At 68.8% G+C, this 22,060-nt stretch carries 18 protein-coding genes; 4 read left to right on the plus strand and 14 right to left on the minus strand.

The window, feature by feature from the left end; translation table 11 throughout:
- Positions 1-85: 85 nt before the first annotated feature.
- Both ACWZHB_RS18375 and ACWZHB_RS18380 read right to left on the minus strand, forming a co-directional pair.
- Positions 86-1,309, minus strand: coding sequence for an aminotransferase family protein (locus ACWZHB_RS18375; protein ID WP_427903102.1), 1,224 nt, complete (start codon positions 1,307-1,309; stop codon positions 86-88).
- Positions 1,310-1,363: 54 nt separating this feature from the next.
- Positions 1,364-2,005: a Pr6Pr family membrane protein gene (locus tag ACWZHB_RS18380; RefSeq protein ID WP_427903103.1), complete on the minus strand. Its 642-nt coding sequence runs from the start codon at positions 2,003-2,005 to the stop codon at positions 1,364-1,366.
- Between the two features lie 316 nt (positions 2,006-2,321).
- Between ACWZHB_RS18380 and hrpA the strand changes: the two genes are divergently transcribed.
- The gene (hrpA, locus tag ACWZHB_RS18385; RefSeq protein WP_427903104.1) at positions 2,322-6,554 is read left to right on the plus strand and encodes an ATP-dependent RNA helicase HrpA; all 4,233 of its coding nucleotides are present in this window, start codon (positions 2,322-2,324) and stop codon (positions 6,552-6,554) included.
- 110 nt (positions 6,555-6,664) lie between these two features.
- On the opposite strand, the gene nrdR is transcribed toward hrpA, so the two are convergent.
- From nrdR to ACWZHB_RS18400, 3 genes are all read right to left on the minus strand, one after another.
- On the minus strand, positions 6,665-7,138 hold the full coding sequence (gene nrdR, locus ACWZHB_RS18390) for a transcriptional regulator NrdR (RefSeq protein ID WP_101466624.1): 474 nt from the start codon (positions 7,136-7,138) through the stop codon (positions 6,665-6,667).
- A 57-nt stretch (positions 7,139-7,195) separates the two neighbouring features.
- The gene (locus ACWZHB_RS18395; RefSeq protein WP_427903105.1) at positions 7,196-8,389 is read right to left on the minus strand and encodes a hypothetical protein; all 1,194 of its coding nucleotides are present in this window, start codon (positions 8,387-8,389) and stop codon (positions 7,196-7,198) included.
- Positions 8,390-8,582: 193 nt separating this feature from the next.
- On the minus strand, positions 8,583-9,269 hold the full coding sequence (locus ACWZHB_RS18400) for a hypothetical protein (protein ID WP_427903106.1): 687 nt from the start codon (positions 9,267-9,269) through the stop codon (positions 8,583-8,585).
- A gap of 308 nt (positions 9,270-9,577) precedes the next feature.
- On the opposite strand from ACWZHB_RS18400, the gene lexA reads away from it, so the two are divergent.
- Complete coding sequence (lexA, locus tag ACWZHB_RS18405) at positions 9,578-10,216, plus strand: transcriptional repressor LexA (RefSeq protein WP_266295581.1); 639 nt, start codon at positions 9,578-9,580, stop codon at positions 10,214-10,216.
- Here lexA and ACWZHB_RS18410 read toward each other — a convergent pair.
- The 7 genes from ACWZHB_RS18410 to ACWZHB_RS18440 form a co-directional block, all read right to left on the minus strand.
- A complete protein-coding gene (locus ACWZHB_RS18410) occupies positions 10,213-10,959 on the minus strand; it encodes a pirin family protein (protein WP_427903107.1) in 747 nt (248 codons plus the stop codon). The two genes, lexA and ACWZHB_RS18410, sit on opposite strands and share 4 nt — an antisense overlap.
- A gap of 110 nt (positions 10,960-11,069) precedes the next feature.
- On the minus strand, positions 11,070-11,933 hold the full coding sequence (locus ACWZHB_RS18415) for a lysophospholipid acyltransferase family protein (RefSeq protein ID WP_427903108.1): 864 nt from the start codon (positions 11,931-11,933) through the stop codon (positions 11,070-11,072).
- Positions 11,934-12,060: 127 nt separating this feature from the next.
- Entirely contained in the window at positions 12,061-13,494 is a 1,434-nt protein-coding gene (gene hflX / locus ACWZHB_RS18420; RefSeq protein WP_427909207.1) for a GTPase HflX, read from the minus strand.
- Between the two features lie 172 nt (positions 13,495-13,666).
- The gene (dapF, locus tag ACWZHB_RS18425; RefSeq protein WP_427909208.1) at positions 13,667-14,548 is read right to left on the minus strand and encodes a diaminopimelate epimerase; all 882 of its coding nucleotides are present in this window, start codon (positions 14,546-14,548) and stop codon (positions 13,667-13,669) included.
- Between the two features lie 44 nt (positions 14,549-14,592).
- Positions 14,593-15,429 (minus strand): TrmH family RNA methyltransferase, encoded by an 837-nt coding sequence (locus ACWZHB_RS18430; RefSeq protein WP_427903109.1) that lies wholly within the window; start codon positions 15,427-15,429, stop codon positions 14,593-14,595.
- Positions 15,426-16,364: a tRNA (adenosine(37)-N6)-dimethylallyltransferase MiaA gene (gene miaA, locus ACWZHB_RS18435; RefSeq protein WP_427903110.1), complete on the minus strand. Its 939-nt coding sequence runs from the start codon at positions 16,362-16,364 to the stop codon at positions 15,426-15,428. The genes ACWZHB_RS18430 and miaA overlap by 4 nt, the downstream gene beginning before the upstream one ends.
- A gap of 3 nt (positions 16,365-16,367) precedes the next feature.
- Complete coding sequence (locus ACWZHB_RS18440) at positions 16,368-17,129, minus strand: class III extradiol ring-cleavage dioxygenase family protein (RefSeq protein ID WP_427903111.1); 762 nt, start codon at positions 17,127-17,129, stop codon at positions 16,368-16,370.
- A gap of 263 nt (positions 17,130-17,392) precedes the next feature.
- Here ACWZHB_RS18440 and ACWZHB_RS18445 point away from each other — a divergent pair, with 263 nt between their 5' ends.
- Positions 17,393-18,772 carry a DUF349 domain-containing protein gene (locus tag ACWZHB_RS18445; RefSeq protein ID WP_427903112.1) on the plus strand — a complete coding sequence of 460 codons (1,380 nt, stop codon included), beginning with the start codon at positions 17,393-17,395 and terminating at the stop codon, positions 18,770-18,772.
- A 58-nt stretch (positions 18,773-18,830) separates the two neighbouring features.
- Here the strand turns inward: ACWZHB_RS18445 and ACWZHB_RS18450 are convergent, their stop codons facing one another.
- Together ACWZHB_RS18450 and miaB are read right to left on the minus strand one after the other, a co-directional pair.
- On the minus strand, positions 18,831-19,430 hold the full coding sequence (locus tag ACWZHB_RS18450; protein ID WP_427903113.1) for an Rv2732c family membrane protein: 600 nt from the start codon (positions 19,428-19,430) through the stop codon (positions 18,831-18,833).
- Between the two features lie 83 nt (positions 19,431-19,513).
- Complete coding sequence (gene miaB / locus ACWZHB_RS18455) at positions 19,514-21,019, minus strand: tRNA (N6-isopentenyl adenosine(37)-C2)-methylthiotransferase MiaB (protein WP_427909209.1); 1,506 nt, start codon at positions 21,017-21,019, stop codon at positions 19,514-19,516.
- A gap of 292 nt (positions 21,020-21,311) precedes the next feature.
- On the opposite strand from miaB, the gene ACWZHB_RS18460 reads away from it, so the two are divergent.
- On the plus strand, positions 21,312-22,040 hold the full coding sequence (locus tag ACWZHB_RS18460) for an amino acid ABC transporter ATP-binding protein (RefSeq protein ID WP_427909210.1): 729 nt from the start codon (positions 21,312-21,314) through the stop codon (positions 22,038-22,040).
- Positions 22,041-22,060: the final 20 nt, after the last annotated feature.

Below are 22,060 nucleotides of genomic sequence, written 5' to 3' on the forward strand. Positions count from 1 at the left end.
ACCGAACCGGTGGGCAGAGCGGGCCGGCCCGCACGACGCCGGGCCCGCCGGCGAGTTTCGCCGACGGGCCCGGTGTCGATCCGAATCAGCCGAGGGCGCGGGCGAATCCCGCGGCCAGGTCGGCGACCTGGGCGTCGGTCATGACGAACGACGGGGAGATCTGCATGGCGCCCGCACCGGCGGCACGACCCGAGATTCCGTGTTCGCGCAGGGTTTTCACCAGGGCAGGGCCCTCGGACGGATCGGCGAGCTGCACGGCCGCCACCGCGCCGAGACCGCTGCGCACCTCGGCGACGCGAGGATGATCGGCCAGCGGGGCCAGGGCGGTGTGCAGGGTGGACTCGAGGCGGGCGGCCTCCTCGAGGAGGCCCTCGCGTTCGACGATGGCGAGATTGGCCAGGGCCGCGGCGGCCGCACCGGCGTGGCCGCCGTAGGTGTAGCCGTGGCGGAACCAGGTGCCGCCTGCGTAGAAGGGCTCGGCCAGGTGGGGAGCGATGAAGACAGCACCCATGGGGAGATAGCCGGAGGTGAGGCCCTTGGCGGTGGTCATCAGGTCGGGTCGCAGGTCGAAGCGGGTGGAGGCGAACCAGGAGCCGCCGATGCGGCCGAAACCGGTGACGACCTCGTCGGCGACGAACAGGATGTCGTGGTCACGACAGATCTGGCGGACCTCGGCCAGGTAGCCCTCGGGCGGCAGGTACACCCCGCCCGCGCCGATGATCGGTTCGCAGAAGAACGCGGCGATCCGCTCGGCGCCGACCTCTTCGATCAGGGCGAGCAGGGACTTCGCGTCGTCCCACTCGACGGTGCGGGTGTCGTCCACCAGCACGCCGTAGCCCTCCTTGTTCGGCGTCAGACCGCCGAGCGCGGTGCTCGCGTAGTGCATGCCGTGGTAGGCCAGCCGGCGCCCGACCAGGATCTTCTTGTCGGTGCGGCCCTGCTCGTGCCAGTAGCGGCGGGCCAGCTTGGCCGCGGTCTCCACCGAGTCGGACCCGCCGGAGGTGAAGAAGATCTTGCTGCCGGGAACGGGAGCGATCGACGACAGTTTCTCGGCGAGTTCCTGGGTGGGCGCTTCGGTGAGGTCGCCGAAGTTGGAGTAGTGCGCGATGGTGCGCAACTGGTCGGCGACGGCGTCGGCGATCTCGCCGCGACCGTGCCCGACATTGGCGAACCACAGCCCGGCGGTGGCATCGAGGTACCGCTTACCCGCGCTGTCGAAGACGTAAGCGCCCTCGCCGCGAGCGACAACGAACGCGCCGTCACGATTGACGGCACCCATATCGGCGAATCCATGCCAGAGCGCATTCATAGGTCCACATCTACCCCACCCGGCCGGCGCGCGCGCACCGGGCCCACCGCTGTCTCAGTCCGCGGACTTACGTTCGCGCCACCGGGCAGGCAGGTCCCCCAGCGATGCCATGGCTACCGCGAGCACGACGAACACCACCAGCAACACCACCAGCCCGATCGTCAGCGACACATAGCCCTGGCTCCGAGGGTCGATGAACGGGTACGGGTACCAGTCGACGATCGGGCCACGGATCAGGCTGTAGACGCCATAGGCGACCGGGAAGATCAACCACAGGCCGACCAGTTCGGGAGTGGCCCGCAGGCGTTTCGCCATCGGGACGAACAGCCAGTCCAGTAGCAGGACCAGCGGGACGATGCGGTGCAGGACGTCGTTGATCCATTTGTCGGTGAGCATCACGTCGACATCGGCCAGCAGGATGGCGTAGACGACCATCGTGATCAGCATGTACAGGGTGACGGCACCGCGGAAGGTCTGCCAGCGTTGGCTTTGTGGGGCCAGGGTGCCGCCGACGAGCAGCACGATCACCGACAGCACGTTGGATTCGATGGTGAAGTAGCTCAGGTAGTTGGTGAGTGAGAAGGTCGCCGAGTCGATATTGCGGATCGGAATCCACAGCAGGGCGAGCATGCCGAGCAGCCCGAACCCGATCCGGTACGCCCTGATCCACCACGCCGTATTCACCGATGCGCTCATGCTGTCTCCTCCGGAACTGCGGGGCGCCCACGTGGATACGAGAGCTGCCGCGCCCTGGCGCTGATGCTGTTTCCTCAGTGGGTGCTCGGATCTACCTCGTGACGCGAGCCGCCTCCCCGCCGCGCATCGACCCGCTCATGCCCGCTTCATTCGGCATGCTCAGACGCCGTGCGTCGCTACATCCGTACCTGACCGCTCATGCCGGGATCTTCGCACGATCGGCCGAGCTCGAGCGGGAGTTCGGTGGTCGCGTCGCGATCGGACGTCGGACTCGCGGAAAAATCCGGTGGCGGGCTTCGCTAGGCTGGTAAGCGCAATGACCAGGACAGCTAGCACCGGAACCCGCGCGCTGCGCACCCGCCTGGCGGAGGTCTCGCTGCGCGATGAACACCGGATCCGGCGCAAGCTCGACCGTGCGCGCCCCGACGACCTGCCCGCCATCGAGGCCGAGGTCGCCACCGCCGAGACCCGCGTGGCCAATCGCCGCGCGGCGCTTCCGCAGATCACCTACCCCGAGCAACTTCCCGTTTCCGCGCGCCGCGACGACATCGCCGCCGCCATCGCCGCGAACCAGGTCGTGATCGTGGCCGGCGAGACCGGGTCGGGCAAGACCACCCAGATCCCGAAGATCTGCCTCGAACTCGGTCGGGGAATCCGCGGCACCATCGGGCATACCCAGCCGCGCAGGCTCGCCGCGCGCACTGTGGCCGAACGCATCGCCGAGGAACTGCGCACCGAACTCGGTGACGTGGTCGGCTATACCGTCCGCTTCACCGATCAGGCGTCGGATCGCACGCTGGTCAAACTCATGACCGACGGCATCCTGCTCGCCGAGATCCAGCGCGACCGGATGCTGCGCCGCTACGACACGATCATCATCGACGAGGCCCACGAACGCAGCCTCAATATCGACTTCCTGCTCGGGTATCTGAAACAGTTGCTGCCGCGGCGGCCCGATCTCAAGGTGATCATCACCTCGGCGACGATCGATCCCGAACTGTTCGCCCGCCACTTCGCCGATGCGCAGGGCACGCCCGCGCCGATCGTCGAAGTGTCGGGTCGGTCGTATCCGGTGGAATTGCGGTATCGCCCGCTGTCGCTGGAACTGCCCGCCGATGACGACGACGAGGACACCCGCGTCGTCGACCGCGATCCCACCGATGCCATCGCCGACGGGGTCGTCGAACTGTTCGCCGAGGGCGACGGTGACGTGCTGGTGTTCCTGTCGGGCGAACGCGAGATCCGCGACACCGCCGACGCCCTGCGCGACCTGAAACTCCCCCGCACCGAGATCGTGCCGCTGTACGCGCGATTGTCGGCCGCCGACCAGCACAAGGTGTTCGCCCCGCATACCGGTCGCCGGGTGGTGCTGGCCACCAATGTCGCCGAGACCTCACTGACCGTGCCGGGCATCCGCTACGTCATCGACCCCGGTACGGCCCGTATCTCGCGCTATTCGATGCGCACCAAGGTGCAGCGGCTGCCGATCGAAGAGGTCTCGCAGGCCTCGGCGCGCCAGCGCTCGGGTCGCTGTGGTCGCGTCGCCGACGGCATCTGTATCCGGCTGTACTCCGAGGACGATTTCGAGGCGCGGCCCGCGTTCACCGAGCCGGAGATCCTGCGCACCAACCTCGCCGCGGTCATCCTGCAGATGACGGCGCTCGGCCTGGGCGATATCGAGAGCTTCCCGTTCGTGGAGGCCCCGGATCGCCGGGCCATTCGCGACGGCATCGCCCTGCTGGAGGAACTCGGGGCGCTGGCGCACGGGAGTTCGAAAACCATTGATGGCGAAGCCGATTCGGGCGGGCACCTCACGCTCACGCCGATCGGACGGGAGATGGCGCAGCTGCCGGTGGATCCGCGAATGGCGCGGATGCTCGTCGAAGCCCAGCGCAACGGTTGTCTCGACGAGGTGCTGATCATCGTCGCGGCGCTGTCGATTCAGGATGTCCGCGAACGTCCCGTCGAGCATCAGCAGGCTGCCGACACCCAGCACGCGCGTTTCGTTGTCGAGGGCTCGGACTTCCTGGCCTATCTGCGACTGTGGGATTACCTCACCGAGCAGCGGAAGTCGCTCTCGTCCAACCAGTTCCGGCGGATGTGTCGCGACGAGTTCCTGCATTACCTGCGGATCAGGGAGTGGCAGGACCTGCACGGTCAGTTGCGCACCATCGCCCGCGGCATGGGCTGGAACGATGCGGGCGGCAACCGCGGGAACTCCGACACCACAACGACTGGCGAGTCAGCCGACGATCGGCGCACCGCACCCGCCGAAGGCGGCGGCAATCGTGGACGCCGTGGTCGCGGCCGCGGGAATTCCCCACGGGCGGTGGCGGACTCGACCGCCGGTTCCGGAACGAACGCCACCCCCGACCGTGCGGACATCCAGGGGGACGGCACGCGCCAGGCGGGTGGACGATCTCGGCGGGGCGGCGACGGTGCCCCGCGTGCGGCCTCCGCGAAAGCCGTTGGTGGTTCCGATGACGACGCGATGCCGTGGCCGAGTGCGCAGATCCACCAGTCACTGCTGGCGGGCATGCTCTCGCATATCGGTGTGCGCGAGGCGGAGTCGCGGGAGTTCCTCGGGGCGCGCAACGCGAAGTTCATGATCTTCCCCGGGTCGTCGCTGGCCAAGAAGGCGCCGCGCTGGGTGATGGCAGCCGAGCTGGTGGAGACCTCGCGGCTGTGGGGCCGGATCGCGGCGAAGGTGGAGCCGGAGTGGGCCGAACGGCTCGCTGGCGATCTGGTGAAACGCACCTACTCCGAACCGCATTGGTCGGCTAAGCGCGGTTCGGCGCGGGCCTACGAGCGCGCGACGCTGTACGGCGTGCCGTTGGTGACCGGGCGACCCGTCGACTTCGGGCGCATCGACCCGGAACTGTCGCGCGAGCTGTTCCTCCGCCACGCCCTGGTGCAGGGCGAATGGCAGACGCGGCACGGGTTCTTCGCCCGCAATCGCGCGCTGATCGACGATGTGGCCGACCTCGAACATCGGGCGCGTAGGCGCGACATCCTCGTCGACGACGAAGTGCTGTTCGAGTTCTACGACCAGCGCATCCCCGCCGACATCGTGTCGGTGCGCCATTTCGACAGCTGGTGGCGCAAGACCGAACGCGAAGACCCCGCGCTACTGGACTTCTCGACCGACACCGTGGTCAATGCCGGTGTCGCCACGCTCGACCCGACCGACTTCCCCGATGCCTGGCGCCAAGGCGAACTCAGCTTCCCGCTGACCTACCAATTCGAACCGGGCCAAGACGACGACGGCGTGACCGCGCGAATCCCGGTGGAGCAGCTCGCGCACGTGCGCGCGGTCGGCTTCGACTGGCTGGTGCCCGGCATGCGCGAAGAACTCGCTGCCGCGTTCATCAAGACTCTCCCGAAAACGTTGCGGCGCGCGGTGGTTCCCGCGCCCGACTTCGCCGCCGCGGCGTTGCGCGCGCTGACACCGCGCGCCGAACCGCTGCGCACCGGGCTGTCACGGGAACTGTCCCGACTGGGTTCGGTCACCATCGCCGCCGACGACCTCTCCCCCGCCGCACTGCCCGATCATCTGCGGATGACCTTCGCCGCAGTCGATCAGGCCGGCAAGGTGCTCGCCAAGAACAAGAGCCTCCAGCAGCTCAAAGCACAACTGGCCGACCAGGTTTCGGCGTCGGTAGCGCGTGCGACCGCAGGTGCGGAACGCGCACCCGCGACAGTGTGGACTACGGAATCGCTTGGCTCGGTCGCGCCGACCGTGAGCCGCGAAGTCGCGGGTCAGACGGTGACCGGATACCCGGCGCTCGTCCCCGAGGGCGAGGGTGTGGCGGTGCGCGTGCTCAGCTCACCCAGCGAGCAGGCCGCCGCGATGCGCGCGGGTGTGCGTACGCTGCTGCTCGCCGCGATTCCCACCTCGACGCGCGCGGTCACCGCCGGGCTGCCTGCCCGCGATCGGCTGGCGCTGAGCCAGAATCCCGACGGTTCCCTGGACAAGCTGGTCGAGGACTGCCGCGTCGCCGCCGCCGACGAACTGATCGCCAAGGCGGGCGGCCCGGTTCGCTCGCCCGCGGAGTTCGACAAGCTGGTGGCGGCCGTGCGCCCACAACTGTCCACGGCGGTCGTCGCGCTGATCCGCACCGTCGTGCCGGTACTGGCCGCCGCCCAGCAGGCGCGTGCCGCGCTCGCCGACACCCTCGAAACCGATATCGCCGACGACGTGCGTCAGCAACTCGACGACCTGCTGTTCCCCGGTTTCGTCGCCGAGTGGGGCCGGGTGCGGCTGCGCGAACTCCCGCGCTACCTCCTCGCCGCGGCCCAGCGGCTGGAATCACTGCCGGGTTCGGCGGTGCGCGACCGGCAGGCGATGGTCGAGGTGGACCGGATGCTCGCCGCGTACGACAAGCTTGTCCGCGCGCTGCCCCCGGCCCGCAAGAACGCGCGCGAGGTGACCGAGATCTGGTGGATGATCGAGGAACTGCGCGTCAGCCTGTTCGCCCAGAAGCTGGGCACGCCCTATCCGGTGTCAGCCAAGCGCATCGAGAAGGCGATCAGCTCGATCCGCCGCTGAATCCGCTGCGGGCGTGGGGGTTTCGCCGCTCGAACATGTCGGCCGAGGGATCGCGCGGCGGGCCGAGAAGCGTCCGAATACGCGGCGGCGGGCCGATGTCGCGCCGGAGCTCAGTCGGTCGCGGCGACAGCCGCAGCCGCGCGGGCCGCGCGCATCTCGGTGATCTCACGTTCGAAATCAGCTGCGCTGGTGAAGGATCGGTAGACCGAGGCGAAGCGCAGATAGGCCACTTCGTCGAGGTCGCGCAGCGGGCCGAGGATGGCGAGGCCGACCTCATGGCTCGGTACCTCGGGAGAACCCTTGGCACGCACCGCGTCTTCGACCTGCTGGGCGAGCAGGTTCAGGGCGTCGTCGTCGACTTCACGGCCCTGGCAGGCCCGGCGGACACCGACAATCACCTTCTCGCGACTGAACGGCTCGGTCACGCCACTGCGCTTGACCACCGACAAGATCGCGGTCTCGACCGTGGTGAACCGGCGCCCACAGCTCGGGCAGGAACGACGGCGACGGATCGCGGTGCCCTCCTCGGCTTCCCGCGAGTCGACGACGCGCGAGTCGGGGTGTCGGCAGTACGGGCAATGCATCCGAGGGTTCCTTCGTCGATGCGCATTTCTATTCCATGGCTCTTGACAGGATACCGCTCAGGATGGCACAACCTGCCACTGCGTGGTCAGGTCCGTGATGATGTCAGGTAAGCGGGCAAGCATCCGGCCACGGTCGAGCTTGGCGGCGAACGGCTCGCGATACACCGCCGATGCACGGGCCGTGGCGGTGGCGAGCTCGAGATGACGCGGCAGCAGGTCGGCGGCGATGTAGTCCCAGCGGGTGTCGCGGTCGGCCCAGTTGAACGCGGGCAGCGGCATCCGCAACCCCAGCGGGCTCCCGGCGGCGATCGGCGACCACACCGTGACCGGGGCATACACACCGGGCGCGCGCGTGCCGGGGACGGCGGGCTTGCCCGCGACCGTCGTCACGTAGGTGAGCACCCTGCCCATCCCGTCGCGGCCACTCGCCGTCACATCCCACTGGTCGGCGATGATCTCGTTCTGTTCCCGATCGGCCATGGCGGTCAGCGCGTCGGCGCGACCCGCTTCGGTGCCGCCGTCGATCCCCCGCCACGCCGCCAGCATGCCGTCGCCGATCAGGCCTGCCGCGTGCAGTTCGTCGATGCCTGCCATTCCGTGCGCGAGATAGGCCTCGTGCATCGGAACCAGGTCGATGAAGATGTGCTTCTGCATGATCATCAGTCGCGTCTGGTACCAGACCAGATCGGCGGCGGTCAGGCGTGGACCGAGGGTGGCCAGGCCGGTGATATCGGACGGGACGCCGGTGAGCAGTTCCGGCGGGGTGGCGCGAAGCAGGTCGGCGACGGTATTGCCGAGCTGGTGGATGCCACCGAGGGAGACAACGGAGCCGACATCGCCGACGTCGAAGAAGCCCGCGGCGAAGGAGGCACCGGCGATGCCCGCCATGCCTGCCCAGTAGAGATCGGCGCGGGCGGCGGCGAGCCGGAAATAGTTCACGTACACCAGGCTGAAGGTGGCGGAGTTGGCCGCGACGCCACGCTCGGGCGCCCAGGTCTCGAGGTCGATCGCGGCGTTCCCGGTGGCGACGACGAGCCAATACTGGTGCAGCAGCGTCGCATACCGCGCCGGGTCGATGCCGTCGGCCCGCGCCTGGGTGAGTGCGTCGCGCAGGGGTGGCTCGGCCAGCGGCAGCATCGGGTGCAAGCCGCCACCGTATTCGCCGTCACCGTTGAGCGAAGGCAGATCGAGGTATTCGGTGTAAGTCGGAACCGCGTGCGCGGCGGGCGCCAGCAAGGCACTGAGCACCACACTGAGCAGTAGAGCGAACGAGCAGCGCCGCACCGAGACCTCGCATCCGGGTTCGACCAGGGCCCCCGCCCCGATTCAGGATGGTCGCCACCGTAGCAACGTGTTCTAGTTCAGGGGTGTGATTCGTCGATACCGACGATCTTGCACGCTGCCGAATCCTCCCCGAAGACCTATCCGCGCAGCTGTTTTCGACTCATCGACCCGACGTGAACCGCGCGTCGGACGGCACCCCCGCCTGCTCCGAAATCCCGGGCACCGTCGAGTCGACGTGGTCGACGAAACTTCCCGCGCGCACGTGCGCCAGCCCGAGGAAGGCGACGACGATCAGCGCGGTCACCAGCGCCGTCACGGCCAGCGCGGCGAACCCGGCCTTGGCCTGTTCGACTCGGCGCAGCGGATGCGCACCCTCGGCACGGCCGGTGCGCACGGGACCGCGCGCGTAGAGCGAGAGTTCGCTGCGCGGCGCGCGGTGCTGTGGGCTGCGATCCGCCGACGGGCGGGCGATCTCGCGGGTGCGACGCGCCGGTTCGCTGCGCGGCACGGTGGCGAAGGCGAGATCGAGTTCGGCGTCGGTGAGTTCGATGCGGCGCGGTGCCCACACGAGATCGGTGGACGGGTTGTTCACGGGCGCACTCAACACGCCGGATCGGACGGTACTGCGGGTGACATCCGCGGGCGGCGTGGCGACCGGACGTGGCGGGGCAGAGTGCGCGGCCGACGACGTGTCGACCGTCCGTGATTCGTCGCTCGCGGGAGGGGATGCAGTCGGCCGGACCAAGGCGAAAGGTCGTGGGGCGCGGGCGGTCCGGCGCCGGCGGAGCGGCGGCTCCGTGGCCGCGGTGGGGTCGAAGGAACGCAGGGCGCTGGTTGCTGTGCTCATCGGAAGAACCTCCGGGGGTGGTGTGCTCCGCTGCTGAGAGAAAGTACTGGTGAGGCGGCGATGCCTCCCGCTGTTCGAACACCTGTGCGACGAACTGATGTTCGATTTCTACCAGATCCCGGCGCCGCTGTCAGCACGAAACGCCCGACATGCTCGAACAGATGTTTGATAGTTCGGCGTGGCACGACTAGCCTCGAGAGAGCGAATTCGACAACTCAGAAGGGCGGGACACGGTGACCCACACAGACGACACGGGTGACGAAAGCGGCACCGGCACCGTCACATCGGGATCCGGAACGGATCTCACCGTGCGTCAGCGCACGGTCCTCGATGTCATCCGGTCCTCGGTGACCGAACGGGGCTATCCGCCCAGCATCCGTGAGATCGGCGACGCGGTCGGTCTCACCTCCACCTCCTCGGTGGCTCACCAACTGCGCGCCCTCGAACGCAAGGGCTATCTACGCCGCGATCCGAATCGGCCGCGCGCGGTGAATGTCCGCGGGCTCGACGAGGCGGTCCGCTCGGTCACCACGCTGCCCCAGCAGACCGATGAGGTCGACCCGAGCCGCCCGACACCGACGTTCGTCCCGGTCCTCGGCCGGATCGCCGCCGGTGGGCCGATTCTGGCCGAGCAGGCCGTGGAAGACGTGTTCCCACTGCCGCGCGAGCTCGTCGGCGAGGGTTCACTGTTCCTGCTCAAGGTGGTCGGCCAGTCGATGGTCGACGCGGCCATCTGCGACGGCGACTTCGTCGTGGTCCGTCAGCAGAACGTCGCCGAGGGTGGCGACATCGTCGCCGCGATGATCGACGGCGAGGCCACCGTGAAGACCTTCAAGCGCAGCGGCAAGGACGTGTGGCTGATGCCGCACAACCCGCACTTCGAGCCGATCCCTGGCAACGACGCGCAAATCCTGGGCAAGGTCGTCACCGTCATCCGCAAGGTCTAGCGGCGCGCGGTCGCGGTCATCTCCCAGATCAGCAGCTCGGCGGCGGTCACCGCGATCATGCGGTGACCGCCCGTCGCTGTCAGGCGCACGGCATCGCCCTGCTCCAGGGTGCCCAAGCCCTCGTAGTCGACGGTGCCACGGGCGAGGAAAACGTGACCGTAGGGCGCGTCGGGGACGGTGATCGCCTGACCCGGATCCAGTCGCGCGACGTGAAATGCCGCGTCGCGGTTGCCGATGCCGATCGCCGCCTCGCCCCGATGGCGCGGCATGCCCGATGCCACCGGTACCAGCGTGTTGCGGGCGAGTTCACCCTCGATGTCGAGTTCCTGGTAGCTCGGGGCGAGGCCCGTGATGTCCGGCGGGATCCACATCTGCACGACGTGCAGGCGCTGCTTCTCCCGGTACCCGGCGCCGTTGCGCTCCGAATGCAGGATCCCCGTACCGGCGCTCATCCGCTGCGCGAGGCCTGGATGGATCAGACCCGCGTTGCCGGTCGAATCCTGGTGCACCACAGTGCCTTCCAGAACCCAGGTGAGGATCTCGGTGTCGCGGTGCTGATGGGTGTCGAAACCCTCGCCGGGGTCGACGATGTCCTCGTTGTGCACGAGCAGCAGTCCGTGCGCGTAGTCCTCGAGCACGAAGTTGCCGGTGGCGGGGAACGACTGTCGTGAATCGAGCCATTCGTTGCGCCAGCGCCTGCGGTCGGTGCCGCGAACAACCTGCAGCTGCTCCGTCACGGTCATCGTCACCCTCTCATTATCCGGACCCTAGTCCGTATAACTGGGTAACGAGATCGGCGCCGCGGGCATTCCGTGCGTGCCCCGGCGCCGATCAGCCGATCAGCGGGTTCCGGTCACCAGGGCAGCACGGTGCGCAGGCGGCCGACCAGGGTGCGCCCGGTATCGCGTTCGCGTTCGTTGAACAGGAACTGCAGTTCTTCCTCGAGACCCTTGCGCACCACATCGCGCAGATCGGCGGACGCACCGTCGATGTCGTCGGCGTCCATCCACGGCGCGGGGTCGATCGGCGCGCCCGCCGAGAAGTAGAAGCGTTCCGGGCGGGGCAACGGGGTCGGACCGACGCCCTTGACCAGCGGCGGACTGAGCTCGGGATTGATCCCGAGCAGTCGGCACGTCCAGCGCAGCGGGGACATCACCGGGTGCTGACCGTCGAAGACGATGTCGTAGGCATCGTCGATGCCGATCATCGCCAGCGGCACGATCGGCACGCCCGCCTGGATCGCCATCCGCGCGAAACCGGTGCGGCCGTCCCACTTGAGCTCGTACTTCTCGCCCTTGCGGCGGATCGCCTCACGGCCACCACCGGGGAACACCACCACCGCTTCCCCGCGCTCGAGCAACGCCAGGCAGTTCGATCGCGTCCCACGCACCGCACCGAAGTGATGCAGGAAATCCCGCACGCCGGGCACCATCAGCACATGCTCGGCCAGGCCGCGCACCAGCCTGCCGCGCTCGCGCAGGATCGCCGGCATGATCAACGGTGCGTCGATCCCGCCGAGCAGATTGTGGTTGGCCACGATCAGCACCGGCCCTTCGGCCGGAATGTTGTCCAGGCCGTAGAACTTCGGGCTGGTCCACATCCGCACCGGCGCGAACAGCGCCTCGAACGCGCGGATATCCCATTCACTCGGCGCCGGGTTCAACGGCGCGCCATCCGAAAGAACAGGGGCGCCCTCCGCGCCCTTGTTCTTCCTCACAATTTCCGTACCTTGATGGTCGTTCGACATAACACCCTCCTGCTGTCGATATTCGACCATAGCGTTCGAAAATCCCTGTGTCGCATCGACATTTGTCCGCAACCGGCGGGCAAATCAGCGAAAAAGATCAGCTGACCGCCGGCTCGGCCGGACCGGAGTGGGCGTACTCGGACAGTGCCGCCGCCAAGGCGTGCGGCACGCGCGCGCGAACCCGGGTGCCACCCTCCTCGTGGTCGGCGGTGACGATCCGGCCGTCGGCGTGGATCCGGGCCAGCAGGTCGCCGCGGCTGTAGGGCAGCAGCACGCTGATGTCGACATCGAGTCCGCCGAGCACCTCGGAGAGCCGCTCGCGCAACTCCTCCACGCCGGCACCGGTCTGCGCGGAGACGAAGGCCGCGTTCGGCAGCATGCCGCGCAACCGGGTGAGCTCGTTCGGGTCGGCGGCGTCGATCTTGTTGACCACCAGCAGTTCCGGCGGCGCCTGCGTGCCCTGCTCCTTGATCACATCGGTGATCACCTCGCGCACCGCCCTGATCTGTTCGAGCGGCAGCGGGTCGGCGCCGTCGACGACGTGCAGCAGCAGGTCGGCGCCGGTGACCTCTTCGAGGGTGGAGCGGAAGGCCTCGACCAGCTGGGTCGGCAGGTGCCGGACGAAGCCGACGGTGTCGGTGAACACCATCTCGCGGCCGTCGTCGAGCGCGGCCCGCCGGGTGGTCGGGTCGAGGGTGGCGAACAGCGCGTCCTGCACGAGCAGGCCCGCGCCGGTGAGCGAGTTCATCAGGCTGGACTTGCCCGCGTTGGTGTAGCCGACGATCGCGATCGACGGCACGCCGCTCTCGCTGCGGCGGGCGCGCATGGTGTCGCGCGCGGTCTTCATCTCACGGATCTCGCGGCGGAGTTTGGCCATCCGCTCGCGGATCCGACGGCGGTCGGTTTCGATCTTGGTCTCACCGGGACCACGGGTGCCGACGCCACCGCTGGCGCCACCCGCCCGGCCACCGGCCTGACGTGACATCGACTCACCCCAACCGCGCAGGCGGGGCAGCATGTACTCCATCTGCGCCAGCGCGACCTGGGCCTTGCCCTCGCGGGAGGTGGCGTGCTGGGCGAAGATATCGAGGATCAGCGCGGTGCGGTCGATGACCTTCACCTTCACGACCTTCTCCAGCGCGGTGAGCTGCGCGGGGGTGAGTTCACCGTCGCAGATCACGGTGTCGGCGCCGGTATCGAGGACGACCGTGCGCAGCTCTTCGGCCTTGCCGGAACCGATATAGGTGGCCGGGTCTGGCTTGTCGCGGCGCTGGATCAGCGCTTCGAGGACCTCCGAGCCCGCGGTTTCGGCGAGCGCGGCCAGTTCGACCATGCTCGCGTCGGCCTGGGTGGAACTGCCGGTGGTCCAGACACCGACCAGCACCACGCGCTCGAGGCGCAGCTGGCGGTATTCGACCTCGGTGATGTCGGTGAGCTCGGTGGACAACCCGGCGACGCGGCGCAGCGAGGAGCGCTCGTCGAGCTGCATCTCACCCCTGGTCGGTTCGGCCGCCCAACCAGGCTGTTTCATGCGGGCCGCGTGGCGGGCCAGCGCATCGTCGACGTCACCGCGCTCGGCGGCGACGTCGGGATCGGCCGCACTGGTGTGCTCGGCCGATGTGGATTCTGTGGGCTCTACTGGTTTCGTCATACGTTCTCCATGCTGCCACGTCCGGGTGACAGCGTGCACGCGGTTATCGGTGCTACTGGGCGTCCCACCACTGCCGCGTCAGAATTCCCGAGGCCAGGAGCACCGACGGACCGCGCAACCAGGCGCGTCCGCCGGCGAAGGTCACCCGTACCTGCCCGCCGGGCACCCGCACCGTCACCTCGCCGGATTCGGTGCTGACCGCCACGCCCGCCGCGGTCAACGCGGCGGCCGCCGCGGCGACGGTTCCGGTTCCGCAGGAACGGGTTTCGCCGACACCACGTTCGTACACGCGCATGTCGACGGCGTTGTCGGCGTCGAGTGCGGTGAGGATCTCGACGTTCACACCGTGCGGGAAGAGGTCGGGGTCGAAACCGGGCGACACGCTCAGGTCCAGCTTGGCGAGCGCGTCGACGGTCAGGCCCTCGTCGACGCAGGCCAGGTGCGGATTGCCGACATCGATGCCGACTCCGGCCAGCGCCCAGCCGGCCAGCGTGGCGGTGGAGGGGCCGAGTTCGCGCACGACTCCCATGTCCACGGTGACTTCGCCCTCGGTGGGGCCTGCCGAGTGCACGACCACCGGACGGGCGCCCGCACGACTGCCGACGACGTACTCGGTGCGGGTTTCCAGGCCCGTGGAGTTGAGGTAGTGGGCGAAGACCCTGGTCCCGTTGCCGCACATCTCCGCGATCGAACCGTCGGCATTGCGGTAGTCCATGAACCAGTCGTCCGCACCGACACCTGCCGGTAGCGCGTCCAGCACACCGGTGCCGAGCAGCGCACCGGCCTTCGCCACGCGCAGCACACCGTCGGCGCCGAGCCCTCGCTGCCGGTCACACAGCGCGGCGACGCGGTCGGCGGTCAGATCGAGGCGCACCTCGAGGTCGGGCAGCACCACGAAGTCGTTCTGGGTGCCGTGGCCCTTGCTGAATTCGATGTCGGACACGTCCGCCATTCTCCTCTGCGCCGCGATCGGGTGTACTACCGGGCGAACGTGCGACGCTGCCTGGCGATCTCGTAGAGGCTGATCGCGCCCGCCGACGGTGCGCCGAGCGAACTCGCGGTGCCGCCCATCGGGATGGTGACCAGGTCGTCGCAGGCGTCGGCCCAGGCCGAGCTCATCCCGGTGGTCTCGTTGCCGACGACCAGGATCGTGGCCTCGGTGAAGTCGTGGTCGTAGATGGTGCCCGGCGCGTGTTCGTCGGTGCCGACGACGCGGGTGGGGATGCCGCGAGCCACCTGGCGGTCCCGGAATTCGAGCACCTGGCCGGGGCCCGCCGCGCGCAGGACCGGCAGGGCGAACAGGGATCCGGTCGAGGCGCGCACGGCCTGCGGGTCGAACTGGTCGGCGCCGTGGCCGGTGACGATCACCCCGGACGCGCCGAAGGCGTCGGCCGAGCGGATCAGGGTGCCGAGATTGCCGGGTGAGTTCGGACGGTCGAACACGACGACGATCGGCGCGTCCTCCCCTGGTTCGCCGGGCTCGTAGTCGGCCAGGTCGGGCTGCTGCGATACCGCGACCGCCACGATCTCCGGCGCGCTCGCCGTCTTCTCGCCCAGCTCGGCCATGAGCTCGGGGACCAGGCCGACCTGCGGCACGTCGGCGGTGTCGAGGACCTCGCGCGCCCAACTCGACAGTTCTGGGCCGCCGAGCCGGTAGAGCAGCGTTTCCAGGGGCCAGTCGTTGGCCAGCGCCTGGGTGATCGGGCGCACGCCCTGCACGAGGAACCGGCCGTCACGGGACCGTTTGCTCCGGTTGTTGAGGTACGCCTCCCACACCTGTACCGAGGCGTTGCGGGTACTCACTCGTCGCGTCACTGCGCTGTTCGTCCTGTCTGTTCGGTGTTCGCTGCGCGGAGCTTGCCCAGCGCGGTCGCGGCGAGCTCGGGATCGGCGCCGTCGACCCAGGACACCCTGGGGTCGCGGCGGAACCACGACCGCTGTCTTCGCACGTATCGGCGGGTGCCGATCAGGGTGCGTTCGCGGGCGTGGTCGAGGTCGTACTCGCCGTCGAGGTAGGCCAGCACCTGGGCGTAGCCGATGGCGCGGCGGGCGGTCTGGCCCTCACGCAGGCCGACGTCGCGGAGGCCGCGGACCTCGTCGACCAGACCGGTGTCGAACATCAGGGCGGTGCGCGTTTCGATGCGGGCGTCCAGGGCGGCGGTCTCGCGGTCGACGCCGAGGATCGCGGTGTTCCAGCGTGGGGTGCCGATGGTCGGAGCCGAGGCGGCGAACGGGCGGCCGGTCAGTTCGACCACCTCGAGCGCGCGCACCATGCGTCGGCCGTCGGTGGCCAGGATGGTGGCTGCGGCGACCGGGTCGGCCTGCCGCAGGGCGGCGTGCAGCGCCACCACACCACCCTCGGCGAGCACTGCTTCCCAGCGAGCGCGCACCGCGGGGTCGGTGGCGGGAAAATCCCACTCGTCGAGCAGGGCCTGCACGTACATCATCGAGCCGCCCACGATGACCGGGGTTTTCCCGCGCGCCATGATGTCGTCGACGAGGGCGCAGGCCGAGCTCTGGTAGGCGGCGACGCTCGCGGTCTCGGTGACATCCAGGACGTCGAGAAGATGGTGCGCGATGCCCCGGCGCTGGTCGGGCGGCAGTTTCGCGGTGCCGACATCCATCCCGCGATAGAGCTGCATCGCGTCGATATTGACGATCTCGCCGTCGAGTTCCTGTGCCAGGTCGAGTGCGAGGTCGGACTTGCCGGTGGCGGTGGGACCGACGACCGCGATCGGTCTAGTCGACACTGGTCACCTTCCTGTCCCTGGTTGCCACACGCTCACGTCGTAGCCGACGCCGAAAGGTGCGTCTTGGTACAGCGTACGTACCTGCGGATCGACCGGATCAGCAGCGAACAGACCGCCGAGCACCTGGTAGGCGGCCCGCCCGTCGACGAGCAGCGCGGCGCACAGGTCCGGCTCCAGCGCGGCCAACCCGGCCCGCGAACCCGAGCGCAAGGCGGCGTCGAGATCGTGCTGAACCATGGGGGCCCGTTCGTCGAGATAGCCCGGCGCCTTGACCGTAAGGGTTGCGGCACCGTCCGCCACGACAAGCACCCCGTACGGCTCCCGCTCGCTGTCGAGCTCGGCGCGCAATGCCCGTCCTGCCTCGGAGCAAGCGGCGGCCGTGGCGTCGGCGGCGAACAGCCGTGCCCGCACCGAGATCCCCGGCGCGACCTGCTCCCGCAACCATCCGGCGATCAGCACCGGGAGGGGAAGCTGGGCGTCTGCTGGACCGGGCTCCGCACCTGCCGGACCGAGCCCGACGACGACATCGGCACCGAACCCACGAAACGTCCCCCTGGTCGCGCAACCGTAGATCCGGTCATGGCTGCCGACCCCGACGACGATCCATCGATCGGCGGTCGCGGCGAGGGTGGCCGCGGCGGCGAGGGCGGCGGTACGCAGCACCACGATCGGATCGTCGGGATCGCTGCCGGACACCGGGACTCGCCCACACAGTTCGGGCACCAGCATCGGCGGCGACGGGACCAGGGCCGCAATCGAGAACACGCGGTAACCGTAGCCGCAGCGCGCACGCGAGCCCGCATCCGGCGCGGCACAGGCGTGCGGCGGTCTGCGAGTGTCCGGCGTCGGGATGCTCGCCGAGATTGCTAGTGTTTTCAGGTGCGACTACCCACGTCGTCCGGGACGAAATCCCAGGAAATCCGCTTTTCGATCCTCCGGATCGATAGTTTCCGCGGCTCGAACCGGGTTCAATGGGATGTGCTAGGGCGTAACCAGGCAGCCGTGACGCGCGGCAGGGACGGAGAGCAATGACCGACAGCAACGGAACCGCGAAGCCCACCCCAGGTCCGGCCCCGCGACCCTCCGGTACCCCCAAGCCCGGCGGGAATGCTCCGCGTCCGCCGAAACCGCATGCCGTGAAACCGGCGCCGGGCCCCGACCAGCCGCATCCGCACGCCGTGATCGTGCCGAGCGCCACCGACCCGGGCAAGTGGGGTCGCGTCGACGAGGACGGCACGGCCTGGGTGCGAACCTCCGAGGGCGAACGGATCGTCGGCTCCTGGCAGGCGGGCGACGCCGCCGAGGGCCTCGAACACTTCGGCCGCCGCTTCGACGATCTCGCGACCGAGGTCGCCCTGCTCGAGGCCAGGCTGGCCGCGGGCGCCGATGCCCGCAAGACCAAGGCCGCCGCGCTGGCACTGGCCGAGACGCTGCCGACCGCGGCTGTGATCGGCGATCTGGACGGCCTCGCGGCCCGGCTGCAGGCGATCACCGAACACTCCGAGGAAGCCGCCGCGCACGCCAAGGAGGAGAAGGACCGCGCCCGCCACGAGCACACCGAGCGCAAGGAAGCCCTCGCCGCCGAGGCCGAGCAGATCGCCGCCGAGTCCACCCAGTGGAAGGCCGCGGGCGACCGGCTGCGCGAGATCCTCGACGAGTGGAAGTCGATCCGCGGTGTCGATCGCAAGGTCGACGACGCGCTGTGGAAGCGCTACTCCAAGGCCCGCGAGGCGTTCAACCGCCGTCGCGGCGCCCACTTCGCCGACCTCGACCGCGAGCGCGCCACCGCCAAGACGCGCAAGGAAGAGCTGTGCGTGCGCGCCGAGGAACTGGCCGACTCGACGGACTGGACCGGCACGGCCGCGGTGTTCCGCGACCTGCTCTCGGAGTGGAAGGCCGCGGGCCGCGCACCGCGCGAGGCCGACGAGTCGCTGTGGCGACGGTTCAAGAGCGCCCAGGACGTGTTCTTCGCCGCGCGCAACGCCGCCGTCTCCGAGCGCGACGCCGAGTTCGACCACAACGCCACCGCCAAGCTGGAACTCCTCGCTGCCTACGAGCACATCGACCCGGCCAACGGCGTCGACGCCGCCCGCAACGCGCTGCGCGAGCTGCAGGACAAGTGGGACGCCATCGGCAAGGTCCCGCGCGAACGCATGCAGGAACTGGAAGCCAAGCTGCGCGCCATCGAGAAGCGGGTCCGCGACGCCGCCGATCAGCAGTGGCGCCGCTCCGACCCCGAGGCTGTCGCGCGGGCCGCGCAGTTCCGCGAGCGGGTCGCCCAGTTCGAGGAGCAGGCCGCCAAGGCCACCGCGGCGGGCAAGAAGCGCGACGCGGAGAAGGCACTCGAGCAGGCCAAGCAGTGGCGCGAATGGGCCGAGGCGGCAGAAGGCGCCGTCAGCAATTTGTGAGTGAGAAGCGAACGAAACCCCCGACCGCTACGGTCGGGGGTTTCGTTGTCTCCCAAGACTATTCGCCGGTGAGGCGCTTGCGGTCGCGGTCTTCGGCTTCGCGGGCCGCAGTGCGACGCTGCTCTTCGGCGGCGAGTTGCACGGCGGTCCGGCTCCAGACGACGCGGACCCAGTGGAAGGTGAGGACCATGATCGCGAGGGTGCCGAGGATCAGGCCGATCCCGGGGCCTGCGCCCTGGTAGTTGCCGAGGCCGGGGGTCTGGCGGTGCCAGATCGAGAGGACGCCGAACACCGAGCCGACGGCCGAGCCCGCGCAGGCGATCCAGGCCAGCACCCAGCGACGGGTGGTCAGCGCCAGCAGCGAGAAGCCGACACCGAAGACGATGACCAGCCACACGAAGATGCGCGAGGGCAGGCCGATGTGTTCGACGCCCGCGGCGTCGGTGTTGAGCAGGATGTCGAAGCCGCGCGCGGTGCCCGCGGTCGGCAGGACCAGCGAGATCAGCAGTGCGAAGACCGCACCCGCTACCACCAGCGCCCGCGCGCCGGGGTCGATCTCACCGGCGATGCGGCGTTCGACGGCGTCGAGTTCACCGCGGAATTGTTCGAAGTCCTGGTCGTTGCGCGCCGGGTTCACCGCGTGTCCGCTCCTGTCCACAGGCTGATCGTTGGCGGGTCCCACTGTGCCATCACCGGAATCGTCGTTCGCATCCGACCCACTACGACCAGTAGTAGAGCCGCTCACGACGAGCAGCCCGTCGAACAGCCGCTCTCGACCGTCTCGACCACCGGTGCGCCGATCCGGGGCAGCCCGAGTCCCACCCCGATCGGCGCGGTCTTGGGCGTGATGCCACGTTCGTGTGCGTCACCGGCGGCGGTGCGCCGATGCGACTTCACCGCGCTGTCGGCGATCAGGTGGTGCGGGGCCGCCTCGGTGATGTCGACGGTGACGACATCACCAGGACGGATACCGGTCACGTCACCGGGACGGAAATGCACCAGCCGACCGTCGCGCGCGCGTCCGCTCATCCGCGCGGTCACCGCGTTCTTCTTGCCCGCGCCCTCGGCGACGAGCAGTTCCACCTCGGTACCGATGAGTGCCTTGTTGTTCTCCCAGGAGATCTGGTCCTGCAGCGCGATCAGCCGCTCGAAACGTTCCTGCACGACCGCCTTCGGCAGCTGATCGGGCAGCTCGGCGGCCGGGGTGCCGGGACGCTTGGAGTACTGGAAGGTGTACGCGCTGGTGAAGCGGGCGCGGCGAACCACGTCGAGGGTCTCGAGGAAATCATCCTCGGTCTCGCCGGGGAAGCCCACGATGATGTCGGTGGTGATCGACGCGTGCGGCATCGCGGCGCGCACCTTGTCGATGATGCCGAGGAAACGCTCCTTGCGGTAGGAGCGGCGCATCGCCTTGAGCACCCGATCCGAACCCGATTGCAGCGGCATGTGCAGCTGCGGGCAGACGTTCGGGGTGGCCGCCATCGCCTCGATGACGTCGTCGGTGAACTCCGCGGGATGCGGTGAGGTGAACCGGACGCGTTCGAGGCCCTCGATCTGTCCGGTCGCGCGCAGCAGCTGCGCGAAGGCGCCCCGGTCGCGCGGCTGCTCGGGGTCGACGAAGTTCACGCCGTAGGAGTTCACGTTCTGACCGAGCAGCGTCACTTCCAGGACTCCCTGGTCGACCAGTGCCTGCACCTCGGCGAGCACATCGCCGGGGCGGCGGTCCACTTCCTTGCCGCGCAGCGAGGGCACGATGCAGAACGTGCAGGTGTTGTTGCAGCCCACCGAGATCGACACCCAGCCCGCGTACGCCGACTCGCGCTTGGCGGGCAGGGTCGAGGGGAACGCCTCGAGTGATTCGAGGATCTCCACCTGGGCTTCGTCGTTGTGGCGGGCCCGCTCGAGCAGCACCGGCAGCGAGCCGATGTTGTGGGTGCCGAACACGACGTCGACCCAGGGCGCCTTGCGTACGACGGTCTCGCGGTCCTTCTGCGCCAGACAGCCGCCGACGGCGATCTGCATGCCCGGGCGACCCTGCTTGACCGGGACCAGCTGACCGAGCGTGCCGTAGAGCTTGTTGTCCGCGTTCTCGCGCACCGCGCAGGTGTTGAACACCATCAGATCGGGCGTCTCCCCGGTGGCGGCCTTGGTATAGCCCGCGTCCTCGAGCAGCCCGGACAGGCGTTCGGAGTCGTGCACGTTCATCTGGCAGCCGAATGTGCGAACCTCATAGCTGCGTTGCGTCACGGAGCTGCGCTGCGTCGCGCCCTCAGTCGCGTCCTGAACTGTCGAATCCACCCGTCCAGGGTACGGGCAGCCCTGACTGTGACGCGCGTCACGGTTGCGTTCGCGTGATAATACGCAAAGGTAACGGGCAGCCGCCGGGTTACCAGCAGGTGTCGTTTCGGCGTGCCGTCACGGCATGTCTTCGAAAGCCGGGCAATTCTCCAGATTGGACATAAGGTTTCTCACCATGACCGACGACGCCGCACCCGCGACCGGGACCGCCGACGCCGCAGCCGCTGTCGCTGCTCCGCCGATGATCTCGATGCGCAGCGTGGAAAAACACTTCGGTGATCTCCATGTCCTGCGCGATATCCACCTCGAAGTGCCCCGTGGGCAGGTCGTGATCGTCCTGGGCCCGTCGGGTTCGGGGAAATCGACCTTGTGCCGCACCATCAATCGCCTCGAACCGATCGACTCCGGTGACATCGCCATCGACGGCATCGCACTGCCCGCCGAGGGCAAGGCGCTGGCCGCGCTTCGCGCCGATGTCGGCATGGTATTCCAGTCGTTCAATCTGTTCGCGCACAAGACCATCCTCGAGAACGTCATGCTGGCGCCGACGAAGGTGCGCGGAAAGAAGAAGGACGAGGCGCGCAAGCACGCCATGTCCCTGCTCGAGCGGGTCGGCATCGCCAACCAGGCCGACAAGTACCCGGCTCAGCTCTCGGGTGGTCAGCAGCAGCGAGTGGCCATCGCGCGCTCGCTGGCGATGGACCCCAAGGTGATGCTGTTCGACGAGCCGACCTCGGCCCTGGACCCCGAGATGGTCAACGAGGTGCTCGACGTGATGGTGGCACTGGCCAAGGAAGGCATGACCATGCTCGTGGTCACCCACGAGATGGGCTTCGCGCGCCGGGCGGGCGACCGCGTGCTGTTCATGGCCGACGGCGAGATCGTCGAAGACTCCGCGCCCGAAACATTCTTCACCGCACCGAAATCCGACCGCGCCCGGGACTTCCTCGGCAAGATTCTCAGTCACTGACTCGCAGCACCATTTGTCAC

Source organism: Nocardia sp. FBN12, assembly GCF_054031145.1.